Annotated in this window: 9 protein-coding genes and 1 pseudogene; 2 read left to right on the forward strand and 8 right to left on the reverse strand. The window is 59.8% G+C overall.

Annotation, left to right across the window (positions count from 1 at the left end):
- Positions 1 to 113: 113 nt before the first annotated feature.
- The 6 genes and pseudogenes from ACQZ45_RS18040 to ACQZ45_RS18065 form a co-directional block, all read right to left on the reverse strand.
- Positions 114 to 1,046 (reverse strand): ArdC family protein, encoded by a 933-nt coding sequence (locus ACQZ45_RS18040; RefSeq protein WP_313593961.1) that lies wholly within the window; start codon positions 1,044 to 1,046, stop codon positions 114 to 116.
- A gap of 432 nt (positions 1,047 to 1,478) precedes the next feature.
- On the reverse strand, positions 1,479 to 2,078 hold the full coding sequence (locus ACQZ45_RS18045; RefSeq protein WP_076846236.1) for a hypothetical protein: 600 nt from the start codon (positions 2,076 to 2,078) through the stop codon (positions 1,479 to 1,481).
- A gap of 511 nt (positions 2,079 to 2,589) precedes the next feature.
- Positions 2,590 to 2,934 (reverse strand): annotated as a pseudogene (locus tag ACQZ45_RS18050) (DUF1419 domain-containing protein); the annotation flags it as partial.
- Between the two features lie 136 nt (positions 2,935 to 3,070).
- Positions 3,071 to 6,328: an error-prone DNA polymerase gene (locus tag ACQZ45_RS18055; protein ID WP_448742400.1), complete on the reverse strand. Its 3,258-nt coding sequence runs from the start codon at positions 6,326 to 6,328 to the stop codon at positions 3,071 to 3,073.
- Complete coding sequence (locus ACQZ45_RS18060; RefSeq protein ID WP_161986929.1) at positions 6,325 to 7,836, reverse strand: Y-family DNA polymerase; 1,512 nt, start codon at positions 7,834 to 7,836, stop codon at positions 6,325 to 6,327. Before ACQZ45_RS18060 ends, ACQZ45_RS18055 begins: the two co-directional genes overlap by 4 nt.
- Positions 7,757 to 8,509, reverse strand: coding sequence for an ImuA family protein (locus tag ACQZ45_RS18065; RefSeq protein ID WP_060642157.1), 753 nt, complete (start codon positions 8,507 to 8,509; stop codon positions 7,757 to 7,759). Before ACQZ45_RS18065 ends, ACQZ45_RS18060 begins: the two co-directional genes overlap by 80 nt.
- A gap of 282 nt (positions 8,510 to 8,791) precedes the next feature.
- Here ACQZ45_RS18065 and ligD point away from each other — a divergent pair, with 282 nt between their 5' ends.
- The gene (ligD, locus tag ACQZ45_RS18070; protein WP_142851341.1) at positions 8,792 to 9,844 is read left to right on the forward strand and encodes a non-homologous end-joining DNA ligase; all 1,053 of its coding nucleotides are present in this window, start codon (positions 8,792 to 8,794) and stop codon (positions 9,842 to 9,844) included.
- Between the two features lie 59 nt (positions 9,845 to 9,903).
- On the forward strand, positions 9,904 to 10,668 hold the full coding sequence (locus ACQZ45_RS18075; RefSeq protein ID WP_013637314.1) for an SOS response-associated peptidase: 765 nt from the start codon (positions 9,904 to 9,906) through the stop codon (positions 10,666 to 10,668).
- Positions 10,669 to 10,696: 28 nt separating this feature from the next.
- Here the strand turns inward: ACQZ45_RS18075 and ACQZ45_RS18080 are convergent, their stop codons facing one another.
- Both ACQZ45_RS18080 and ACQZ45_RS18085 read right to left on the reverse strand, forming a co-directional pair.
- A complete protein-coding gene (locus ACQZ45_RS18080) occupies positions 10,697 to 11,455 on the reverse strand; it encodes an SDR family oxidoreductase (protein ID WP_111783695.1) in 759 nt (252 codons plus the stop codon).
- A 26-nt stretch (positions 11,456 to 11,481) separates the two neighbouring features.
- Positions 11,482 to 12,069, reverse strand: coding sequence for a DUF1349 domain-containing protein (locus tag ACQZ45_RS18085; protein WP_013637312.1), 588 nt, complete (start codon positions 12,067 to 12,069; stop codon positions 11,482 to 11,484).
- Positions 12,070 to 12,778 lie beyond the last annotated feature (709 nt).

The following is a 12,778-nucleotide window of genomic DNA, read 5'->3' on the forward strand; positions in this document are numbered from 1 at the left end:
GCCCGCACGGAACAAGATCGCCTTCGCTTTCCTCCCGAACGGTCAATCCGCGCTGCCCGGATTCAGATTTTGGGAGCAGTACCAAAGGACGCTCCAAAAAGAGAGGGGCGCTATTACACTGCCTCCCTCGTCGCGCAGGCATCCGCCCTTGGCTGAAGACCGTGGAGATAATTGACCGCCCGCTGCGCATGCGCGGCCGCCTGGAAAATTGCCCGTTTGTCGTTGGCCAGCACCGAGAGCCATGACTGCAGATAGGACGCGTGATCCGGCCGCGGCTCAAGTTCCGGCGCGATACCGAGGTCAGCGCAGAGGAAGCAACTGCCAAGTTCGGCAATGAGTTCTTCCCGCGCTCGCTCCGTCCGGTCCTTGGCATAGCGCGACAGGTCGCGTCCCACGCGATGTTCTGCCGCCGTCCAGTGGGTCGCCTCATGGCTGAGGACTGCCGCATACCCGGCGGCATCGCGGAAGGCTTCAAACGGTGGCATCTGGATATAGTCCATGGCCGGAGAGTAGTATGCCTGGTTGCCGCCGTGCCGAATGACTGCGCCGGTATTGCGGAAGAACTCGTCGGCGTGACCGATGCGCTCGATCGGGCTCAGGAGCGGTTCGGGTACGCCATGATAGTGGTCAGGCAGGCCGTCGATCTGCGCCACGTTGAACACCGTGTACGATTTAAGGAACGGAATATCGTGCTCCACCTCGCCGCCATTGCTGTCGGTCTCCGACTTGGTGAAGCGGCTTGCATAGATGACCGTCGTTCCGGTCTCGCCCTTGCGAACAGCTCCATCCAGCTGCAAGGCCTGTTTGAACGTCATCCATGTCGGCGAGACATAGCCCCTCGCTGTGCTCTCCGACCACAACAGCAGCACGTTGAGACCGCTATAGGCTTCGCCGTTGTGGCGCAGCGGCCGGGTGATCCGTCCGGTCGTATTTGCGGCCGACCAGGGCTTCATCCACGGACGGACGCTTTTTTCCAGATCCGCAACGATCCTGTCGGTGATCCGCGCATAGAGATCGGCGCGCTCGCCCTGCCCTTTTCTTTTCATATCCTTGAACCTCCGTTTTCGGAGGTCGCGACCATCGCGACCCCGTCACGTCGGTCAAAAGCCGGGGAGATCAGGGATGAGCGCACGCGGAACGCGCCGTAACAACGTGAAGGAGGGCGAAGCCCTTGCGCGAGACCCTCGGCCCGGCAGACCGAAGGCGGGACGGGGTCGCAATGGACAGATTCCCGATCTTCATCCGCAGCCAATGCGAGGGCTTCGCCAGCAGGACCACTTTCTGCCGCACGGTAGCCGATGGAATCTTAGCAACGGCGCGGTTGAGGTTGGGACCTTCTGTCGACGCATTGAAGTCGCGTCCCGTCGTTGATCCGAAGGCGGTGGCCGGCACAGGCCCTCGTTACTTCGAGCTGACGAGAACAGGACACGTTCGTCGACGTAAACAAAGGCGGGGCCGGAGCCTCGCCGTGATGGATGTTATTCGAAGGCTGACAGCTGGACTGCTGCCGCCTTGCGGTCGAGCGTCTGGCCGGGATTTTCGACCGGCCGGTCGAAGGGCTTCCATGTTTCGCCCACCACCTGCTCATAGGCTGCGACAGCGCCGACGGCCGCCATTCTGAGCGCATGTGCCTGGATGCCCATGTCGGCTGCGAATTCGCGCTTGCGCTGGGCGGCGCTCTCATAGCCGACCGGACCGTCGAGATCCTCGTCGCGGGCATCCGCAGCGCTCTTGGCGGTGGCGTTCCGCGCCTCGGTGACGGCGCGGGAGTAGAACTGGCCGGCGCCATGGGCCGATCCGACATAGGCCCCGACGATGCGCTGCAGATGGATCTGCATCGCCCGGTCGCCAAGGCCATCGGAAAGTGCGGTGGCGGTTTCGACGATCAGGCGCTCGTGCATGCCACGGATGCCATCGCTGTCGACAATGGCGATCCCGAAGCTTTCGGCGATCCGAAGCGCCTGTGTTTCATCGGGGCATGAAAGGCGGACCATTTCGAGGGTGGCGCCTCTGCGCAGCGGCACGACGCGGGCGGATTGGCGGATTGATTGACGGGATTGGGTTGCTGACTTTGCCATGGTGGTCTCCTTTGCTTCGCCGAAGTGTCGGCCCCCTGGCCGTTCTGTCCTTCGGTGCGGTCGAAAGGAACAGGCGCAATCCGGGCGGATCAGGGCCCGGGCAGGCCAGATCGAGCGAAGCAGGCAGGCGGTCAAGCAGGGGTGACAAGCCCTTGCGAAGCCCGCGTGCCTGCTTTGTCGAGAGCGGCATGACCGGCCGCCCCGCGGCGCGACAGCGGCCTTGAACCGAACGGGCGCCGGTTCAGACGCCACGAAACCGAAGGACGGAACGGCCAGAGGCAAACCTCGGATGCCGAAGCTGAGAGGAAACCACGCTAGACCTGCGCCAGGCCGCGCCGATCCAACGTCCAAGCCGCAGCTTGCCCAGTCATCACAACCGCCGACGTCACTATCGGCTCGTGGTCCCGTTTGGCCTGAGCCACCCGGCAGATGTGCACGGGCACGCAATGATGCGATTGCATCCTCCTGTCGCGCGAGCGTTCACGAAAGTCCATCGACGGAGGGATTACGCCGCATAACCGCGATAATCGTCGGCGGTGCTCGACCAGATATGTTCCAGCTTCTCGTCGTGCGTCATCACAAGGGAGGGCCTGGATTCGCGTTCGATGACAGCGCTTTGCATGCGTTCGGGCGAGCTCTTGTCGGCCATGTCGCAATAACCGCGGAAGTGCCGGATGCACCCGTCGACCGGCAGAGAGAAGAGGATGCTGGTGACCAAACCGTTCGGGAATTCGCGCATGGCGAATATCCCGGCCTTGATCGAGAGCGGCGGCAGTATCTCCAACGTGTAGTCGTGGGATGCCTCGGCGATCTCGAACCATTCGCCGCTGTAGAGCGCGCTGTCGTCCCACTCCCATACATGCTCAGCCTCGTTCGGTAATTATCGCGCTGATGTGGCACCCATGGCTGCACGCCAACTCTACTGTTTTCCCAAAAATGCTGCGGGGCCCTCGAGGGACGCCAAGCGACGCGGCTCCCGGGATAGCGAAAAATCACTGAAAATTCCGACTTTTTATCTTCAGCGTATCGATATGGAGATCGGGTGTGAACATGTCCCGCGGGACAACAGGCTTTTGTCGATCACGCGAATCCGGCCCGCCGCCGCCGTGGGCAAACTCGTCGCCCCGCCCCGCCGGCAGCCTGAACCCGGTATCCCGATCAGCCAGACCGACAAGGTCCGCTGACAGGTCGAAGAGTTGCTGCGCGACAAGATGCACGACCTCCCCTTCCCGCTGAATCCGCCCATTGATTGCCATCATCGAGGATCCGAGCACCACGCTCCTGCGCTTCTCGAACAGTGACGGCCAGACGACGATGTTGGCAGGGCCTGTTTCGTCCTCGATGGTGATGAACATGACACCCTTGGCCGACCCGGGCTTCTGGCGCACCAGCACCAGACCTGCAGTATAAACCCATCGCCCATCCCGAGCATTCATCGCCTCCGCACAAAGGATGATGTTGCGTGCCGACAGGTCCCTGCGCAGGAACGCAACCGGATGCTGCCGTAGCGTCAAGCCCGTATGGCTGTAATCTTCGATGACGTTGTGCCCGTCCGTCATCTGCCGAAGGGCGACCTCCGGCTCCTGCTGCTCAGCAATTGCCGCCATCTCCCGCTCAGTCGCGGCGGCAAACAACGGCAATGGCTCATCACGCAGCGCCTTGATGGCCCAGAGCGCGTCGCGCCTCTCGAGTTTGAGCGATGGCAGAAAGGCATCGGCCTCTGCCAGCTGGACAAGGGCCTCCGTCGGCACGCTGGACCGGCGCCACATGTCATCGACGGATAAGAAAGGACTATTCATTCGTGCCGTCACGATCCGCGCTGCGTCAGCGACAGCCAGTCCCTTCACCTGCCGAAATCCGAGCCGGACAGCATGCCGATCAATGCTGCCGATTTTTTCCAGCGTGCAGTCCCAGCGCGAGCGGTTGACGCACACAGGTCGCACTTCGACGCCATGCTTGATCGCATCACCGACGATCTGGGCTGGAGCATAAAAACCCATCGGCTGACTGTTCAAAAGCGCCGCGCAAAAGACATCCGGATAATGGCATTTGATGTAGTTCGATGCATAGGCGATCAGCGCAAAAGATGCCGCGTGACTTTCCGGAAAACCGTAGCTGCCGAAACCTTCGAGCTGGGAAAAGGTCTTTTCGGCGAACTCCGCCGAATAACCGTTCTTGACCATGCCGGAGACGAGTTTTTCCTTGAAGCGGGAGACCCCGCCGGTGAACTTGAAGGTCGCCATCGACTTGCGCAGCTGGTCGGCCTCGCCACCGGTAAAACCGGCGCAGACCATGGCGACGCGCATGGCGCTCTCCTGAAACAGCGGCACGCCCAGCGTCTTGCCGAGCACGGCCTCAAGCTCGGGTGTGGGATATTCGACCGGCTCCTTGCCTTCGCGGCGGCGAAGATAGGGGTGCACCATGTCGCCCTGGATAGGACCGGGCCGGACGATCGCCACCTGCACGACGAGATCGTAGAAGGTGCGGGGTTTCAGGCGCGGCAACATCGCCATCTGGGCGCGGCTTTCGATCTGGAAGGTCCCGAGAGTATCGGCTTTTCTGATCATTGCGTAGGTGGCTGCGTCCTCCTGCTGGATCGTAGACAGATCGAGATTCTCGCCCTTATCCTCACGGATGAGATGAAACGCCTTTGCCATGCAGGTGAGCATGCCGAGTGCGAGCACATCTACCTTCATGAACTTCAGCGCCTCGACGTCATCCTTGTCCCATTCGATGATCTGGCGGTCCTTCATCGTCGCCGGCTCGATCGGTACGAGATCGTCCAGCCGGTCATGGGTGAGGACAAAGCCGCCAGGATGCTGGCCAAGATGTCGCGGCGCCCCCATCAGCTGCTGCGCCAATTTCAGGGTGAGCGCTAAGCGCCGGTCGTCGGGGTTGAGGTTGAGTTCCCGGATATTTCGGTCGGGCACTTCCTCCGACCAGGACCACATGCCTGATGACAGCGCCTTGATCACGTCTTCCGGCAGGCCGAGCGCCTTGCCGACATCGCGGATCGCTCCCTTGGCACGATACCGCGTAACGGTGGCGCAGAGGGCTGCCTTGTCATGTCGGTAGGTCTTGTAGATCCATTGGATGACCTCCTCGCGCCGTTCATGCTCGAAGTCGACATCGATATCCGGTGGCTCGTCGCGTTCCTGGCTGACGAAACGCTCGAACAGGAGGTCATTGGTCGAGGGGTCGATCGATGTGATGCCGAGAATATAGCAGACAGCGCTGTTGGCCGCCGATCCCCTGCCCTGACAGAGAATGCCCTGGCTTCTGGCGAAGCGCACGATCGAAAACACCGTCAGAAAATACGGCGCGTATTTCATGGTGCGGATGAGATCGAGCTCGTGCCGAACGGTCTTTAAAACATCCGGTGGCAGGCCTTCCGGATAACGGTCAGGCGCGCATTCCCAGACATAATGCTCCAGCGAGGCCTGCGCATCCTTGCCCGGCACAATGGCTTCCTCCGGGTACTGGTAGGTCAGTTCCTCAAGCGAGAACTTGCAACGACGCACGATCTCCATGCTTCGTGCCAGGGCCTCCGGATAGCGCGGAAATAGGCGAGCCATTTCTTCCGGAGGCTTCAGATATCGGTCGGCATGACGCTCGCGCTCGAAGCCGACATCGTCGATCGTGGTATTGTGCCTGATGCAGGTAACGATGTCTTGCAACTGCCGCCGACCCGGCTCATGAAACAGCACGTCATTGGTGACGACGGTTTTGACCCTGAACCGTGCCGCCATGTTGGAAATCTCATGGAGCCGCATCTGGTCGTTGGGTCGCCGGCGCAGGCAAAGCGATACATAGGCTCGATCACCAAAAACGTGCGCCAACTTGCGAAGCTGCGCGGCGCATGTGGCGTCCGGCAGATCCGGCACCAGAATGCCGATCATGCCTTCCGAGTAAGCCATGACATCGTCCCAGTGCAGAATGCAGTTGTTCTTGCCGCCGCGCGACTTGCCAAGCGTGATGAGCCGGGTCAGGCGCGAATATGCCGGACGATCCATCGGATAGACCAGCAACGACATACCGTCGGCGAGGTCGAGGCGACAGCCAACGACGAGGCGGAGACCCGTCGCTCGGGATGCTTCAAGGGCGCGGACGATGCCTGCGAGCGAATTACGATCGACGACGCCGATCGCACTGATCCCAAGGAGTTTTGCAGTATCAAACAACTCCTGCGCCGACGAGGCACCACGCAGAAACGAAAAATGTGTCGTGACCTGGAGCTCGGCATAGCTCATGCGAATATCCCGTGGCAGAACCAGCGGTGTGACCCGGTATCCGGATCAATACCGTCGCCGGAGCGGAACACCCAAAGGCGCTCACCGGATTCGTCCTCGATGACGAAATAGTCGCGCACGGCGTCCATTTCGGCATCTCGCTGCCACCATTCCCCGAAAATGCGTTCCGGGCCGTCGGCACATTTGACCTTGCGGCGTTTGCCACGCCAGACGATGGAGACTGGGGGCCGGTCCGGCATCAGCGCGATCGCCTCGATCAACTCAGGTCTCGGCAAGAGACGAACGGGGCGGCGCCAATGGCTGACCCAGGCAACGGCGATCGGTTCGGCGACGGGGCTGATGCGCTGGACAGAGCGTTCCGGCACATCGGAGGCGACCGGTGCGACGCGATAGACCCTCTGCCCCCGGTTTCCATAGAGGTCGATCAGCGGCGTGACATCGGTGACGTCATCCTCGACCAGAGCAGAGGCTTTCTGAGCCTCCTCGAGAGGCTCGGCTATCACGGCGAGCAGGATCAGCTTTTCGATCCCGAAGCCCGGCTCGATCTTTTCCGTCCGGTCCCGAAACAGTTTTGTCAGCCAGGCGACATCTCGGGCGGGCCTGGCGGTTCCGGCGCGGATGGCCTGTCTCGTGCCATCGACCTTCTCGACGATCAGGTCGGCACGGCGAACGCCAAGCCCGCGCTTCTGGAGTTCGTCAACGAGTTGGACGACCAGACGGCCAACATATTTATTGATTGTTTCCGCAGCCCCGATCGGTTCGGCGAAGGCCTTGGAGACTTCAACCAGCTCTGTGGTCCGGATCGGTTCGATCGGCTCGGCGACACGACAGAGCATCTGGTCGAGACGGCGGCCGACCTCCGGACCGAAGCGCAATGTCAGCGGCGCCCGCGGGGTGTTGGCAAGCTCGCCGATTGTCTGGAAACCGAGAATGCGCAGATCAGAGACGATCTTTGACGGCAGGCGCAGAAGCGAAATCGGCAGCTTTTCGACGGCACGGGCCGTCTCGCCCGGAGGAACGACAATCGTTTCGCGATTGATTGCGCGGGCGCAAGCATGGGCAGCACCCCAGCTGTCGGCAACCGCCACGCGCGCCGTCAGTTTTCGGGCAAGAAACTGGTTGGCGATCTTCGTCACCATCGGCAGTTCACCACCCTGCAGATGATCGGCGCCTTCCGTATCCATGACGATACCATCAATCCCGTCGACGGCGACGATCGGCGAATAGATCGTCAGCGCCCAGAGCGTGATGCGCTCCAGCGCGGCTTGATCGGCTTGCGAATCTGCGTCAACCAGCATCAGGCCGCGAAACAGCGACTGCGCCTTTGCCGCCGCCATGCCGGCATGCACGCCCGCTTTTCTGGCAGCCGGATCGGCAGCAGACACCCATCGCTTCGAACCGCTTCTCGCGATCACGGCGATTGGCTGTTCAGGCGGAATAGACGGATCGGCCCGACGAATGCGATCCGTCGGCAGATCCGGAAGATAGATCGAGACGACCCTTGTCATCGCACGCCCTCACGAGAAACTCAGCACACTCACCCGCTTTCACGCGCATCAATTCCAGAAACCATTGAGGTCTGCCCACCCCGGGTACCGGCAACTCCTCTGACGGCATCACGCTGACACGCCACCGCGTGGTCGAGGCCGTCGGCTGCCCAAAGTCATTGGCCTCCGTCTGTCGCCGCCATCGGCGGACCGCGAGCGCCATGGTCCCGGTTCGCTCGGCTGCAAGCTGCAGGCGGCGGGAACTGACCATAGGCAGGCGAACAAGTTCACCGACGACGGCACCAAGTCCGCCGAAGGAAAGGCCCTCCTCCATATTGGCCAGCACATCCTCTTCCTTGTCGGATTCAACAAAGATGACGCGGTCGGGATGCAGACCCACATGGGCAAGAGCTGGAAAAAAAAGATCCGGCCGCGTCAGACACCAGATGACGGGGCCTTTTGTTCTTGCGGCAATGCCGGCAACACAAAGGGCGGCCGCTGCACCATCGACAGTACCGGAGCCACCGCCTGCAAACTCGTGCAGCGCGCCATAGGCGAGGCCCCCGCCAGGCAAGGCCGCATCGATCTCGGAAACGCCAAAAGAAAGTGTTCCGGCCCGCTTCGCGGATACCCCTTCCATCGACGCGATGCGGTCTCGCAAGTCGCAAATCACCCTCTGGCGGGCAGCAGTCATCGTTCACGGCTCCCTTCAAGGTCGTGTTCAAAGGATCGACATTATGTCGTACGGGCTATATGTTCATTGTTTGTTCTCGTAATGCAAAAGAGTCAAGCACCACATGGTTGAGGAATATTATCCCAGTATTAGCAAAGTCGAAGATTCGAATAGGATTCAAGGAGGTAAGGGGAAACAGAAATTTTTGCAGCCCTTGCGTCCGTCGGGTTTAAAACGGTGGATAGCGGGGATAGATGAACGGCGTCACAATCTTCTTAAGGTTTTCGTGCTGAACTCGTTTGCATGACGAAGCCACCGAGATCAAAGCCGCTCCTTCGTGATACCGAAGCTCCGCTACGGTCAAAGCCGCGTCGGAAGCGCAATCCCGCACAGCCACAGCTGCTGTTTGATCCGATGCCCGATCGCGTCGAGCCGGCGCTCGCCCAATTGAAGGCGCACCCTCCACAAGGCGACCAATGGAGCTGGGAGCTGAAATGGGATGGTTATCGCCTGGCTATCCATATCGAGCCGACAGGGGTCCGCATCCTCACGCGTGGTGGCCATGACTGGACGCACCGGTTTCCGGCGATCGAGCAGGCTGCCCGGGCGCTTGGCCCGGCAACGATGATCATTGATGGCGAGGCGGTTGTGCTTGACGATGAAGGGCGGCCGGATTTCGGGCTGCTGCAGAAATCGTTGGGTGCGTCTGGAAAGACGGCTGGCAACCGAGCTTCGGACGCCATCCTCTACGCGTTCGATCTTATTTATCTCGACGGCCATGACCTGCGCAACGTGGAGTACCGTTCGCGCCGGCATCTTCTCGAGGATACGCTGAAGGGGCACGACGGCGCGATCCGCCTTTCGGAAACCATTGACGCCAATCCCGCGATCCTGCTGGAACACGTTGGCAGCCTTGGTCTCGAGGGCATTGTCGGCAAGCAATTGGATCAACCCTATCGCTCCGGCCGGACCGGCGACTGGGTCAAGATCAAGTGCGTTAAGAGCGAAGCCTTCATGGTTGTTGGCTACGAGCCATCGACGGCATCTCCCGACTGCTTCGGCTCTTTGGTGCTTGCTGCCTATCGCGGTGACGAGCTCGTTCATGTCGGGAACGTCGGGACGGGCTTCAGGCAAGCCGAGATGAACAGGCTGCGCAAGATGATCGACAGGCTGCGCTGGAATCGGAAACAGCCGCCTGTTCCCTATGCCGAAAAGGCAGACATCGTTTGGGTCGAGCCGACTTTGATTGCCGAGATCGAGTTTCGGGCCTGGACGGCGGACGGCAAGCTACGCCATGCTTCCTACAAGGGATTGCGGGAACGACAAGACAATGCCGACGTTTACAGGCTCCAGTAGCGAAGTAGGCGCGATGCCGTGAACACACGGCATCTGCTTCAAGCGGAGGGCTTTCCAGCATGTGCAACCTTTATCGGATGGAAGACAAGGACTGGGTCTCCAAATGGGCTCAGGACGCCGAAAGCCTGATCAACCTGATGCCAGCCTATCAGATGAACCCCGACCAAATGGGGCCGATCGTCCGCAACACGGCGGAAGGCAAGAAGCAGCTTGTGCATGCGCGATGGGGATTACCGTCCCCTCGCTTCGCCTTGGAGAAAGCGGCCAAAGCCAGGGCCGAGAAGCTCGCGGCCAAGGGCAAGCCATTTGATCTCGAGGAGCTAATCCGCATGGAGGCCGACCGCGGCACGACAAACGTGCGTAAGCTCAATTTCCCGCACTGGACGCGATGGTTCGACGTCGAACACAGATGCCTTGTCCCAGTCACCAGCTTCGCCGAACCGGATCCGGCGAGCAGAGAGGAAGGCGGAAATGTGCCCAATGCCTGGTTTGCCCGCGATGACGAGAAATCGCTGATGTTTTTTGCCGGCATCCATGTGCCGCAATGGAAGAGCGTCCGGAAGGTTCGGGACGGACTCACGATCGACGACCTCTATGGTTTTCTGACCACAGACCCCAACGATCTCGTTAAACCGATCCATGAGAAAGCCATGCCGGTTCTGTTGCTGACGAAGGAGGACACGGACATCTGGATGCGGGCGCCGTGGGACGAGGCAAAACATCTTGTCCGCCCGCTTCAGAACGATGCGTTGATTATTTCGTCGCGAGAACCGTACGGGTCCACCGTCGTGTCGAAATCGGGCGAACCGGTTGGCCAAGACTGATTTGTGTCGTGTCTGACCGTGAGTGCGTTCACGGTGCGATTCCGCCAGCAACGGTCAATATCGTCCCGGTAATAAATCTGGCCATTGGTGACGCGAGCCAGACCGCCGCATCTGCGATGTCTTCCGGCTCGGCTATGCGCCCCAACGGGGTGGCACGCGCAACTTTCCCGGGTCGATCTGGGTTGCCCTCACGCGCGTGGATATCTGTCGCCGTCGTGCCTACGCGGATCGCGTTCACGCGAACTCCAACGGAACCAAGCTCCTTGCCGGCACCGATCGTCAGTGTTTCCACCGCGCCTTTGGAAGCCGCATAATGCACATATTCCCCTGGACTACCAAGCGTCGCCGCGAGGGACGACATGTTGACAATCGAGCCACCCGCACCACCACGATCGGACGCCATCCGCTCTATCGCTTCCTGGAGGCAATAAATCGTGCCAAAAAGGTTGGTCGCGAAAGTGGCTTGCAGGGCACCCTCGGTCAAACTTTCGAGCGTGGACGTTCCTCCGATGATCCCGGCATTATTAACAAGGCAGTCGATCGGGCCGAGTAATTCATCGCAAGTGCGGAAGAGATTTTTTACCGCGTTGCGATCCGAGACATCAGCGCCAACAGCGATTGCCTTCGCGCCTTCGGCCTCGCAACGCCCGGCGGTCGCAGATGCGCCTTCAGCGTCAGAGTGATAGTTCACACACACATCATATCCTGCCCGCGCAAACGCAATTGCAGTTGCTGCACCGATCCCTTTACTGGCACCTGTTACAAGGACGATAGATCGAGACGGCATTTGTGAAGAACTCCCTTAAATAGCTGCTAGCTGGACAGGTCGTGGAGATCGGTAGTGATCGCCGCACCGACTGAAAACTCCGAAAACCGGACATCCAGTCCGCCACGCTCAGGCGTACATGCAGTTAACCCAACGAAATAATGGGAAACTTTAGGAAACGGAGCAAGCCGCAGCAACGGCCAAATGCTCCCATTGGAGGATGCCTGAATACGCATCGTGCCTTTCTTCAATGTGATCCGGATATAGAAATCTTCAAGTTCCTTGAAGGGCTGGGACACTGACCAGTCGGATTTTCCATCGGTGATGACTGTGCTGAGAAACCGTTCGCCATCTGTAAACTCAACGCCTGACTTCACCCATCGATTTTCGTCAATGCGCACCATAAGACCGGCCTGATCGTAGAGAGACCGGAATTCGCCTTGGACGCGGACACTCGCTGTGAAACCATCCACGACCGTTACGCCTAGGAAATGGCCACTGTCGCGCGTGAAGCCGTAATGCGTTTCACGCCAGAAGTCAGTGTTTGCTTCGGTGGTTAAAGAGAGACCCGTCTCGGTGGCTTCCCACACTACAGGTTTATTCAGCCACTCAGCTTCTTTGAGATTAACGTCCACGGCACTGTCTCCGGAATTGCCCTTGCATCACTGCTGGTGGGGCTATTGCCCGACTCAACGGATACCTGTGATCATAAACCTGGTAAAGTGAGTGTTGGCCTGCTGCCGGTTACGTGGACACCAAGTTGAGGTGCTTCCAATGAAACTGGAGTGCATAAATGCAACGAAGGAAGTTCAGCCGCGAGTAAAAGCTTGAGGCAGTGAAGTTGGTTAGGGAGCGTGCGGTCACACCGTCACCGAAGCGCTCGGCAAAAATCTTTTGATGGCAGTTGGTAGCACTATAGACAAAGCGCCTGACGGTCAGATGCAATTCGATCCGTCGACCCGGACACGGCAGATCACCGATCACCGGAGGGGAACGGCTATGAACTCGACGGAAAAGGTCCCGCAGTGGGGACATATGGAGTCCGTTGACCCGGCGGACGCAGTGACAACGATCGCATCGGTGGCATCATGCATCGATTCAACGTTCAAACTGGCCGGGATTAGGTCGGAAGTAAAACTGGGCTCGCATGGCGCTGATTCTCCTTCGGAAATCACACCAATTGAATCCGAAACATCATCGAGAATGAGTCAGAGCCCAAAAAGATACCCACGGCCATAGTCGCAACGCGCTGCGTGAAGGACAATGTATTGCGAAGATTGCCAGGCATGTTGGTCACCCCCTATGGCATAAACTATGCCACGCAAACGATTTCCGATTGCGTGG

It is taken from the genome of Agrobacterium sp. 16-2014-1-2a, assembly GCF_053522705.1.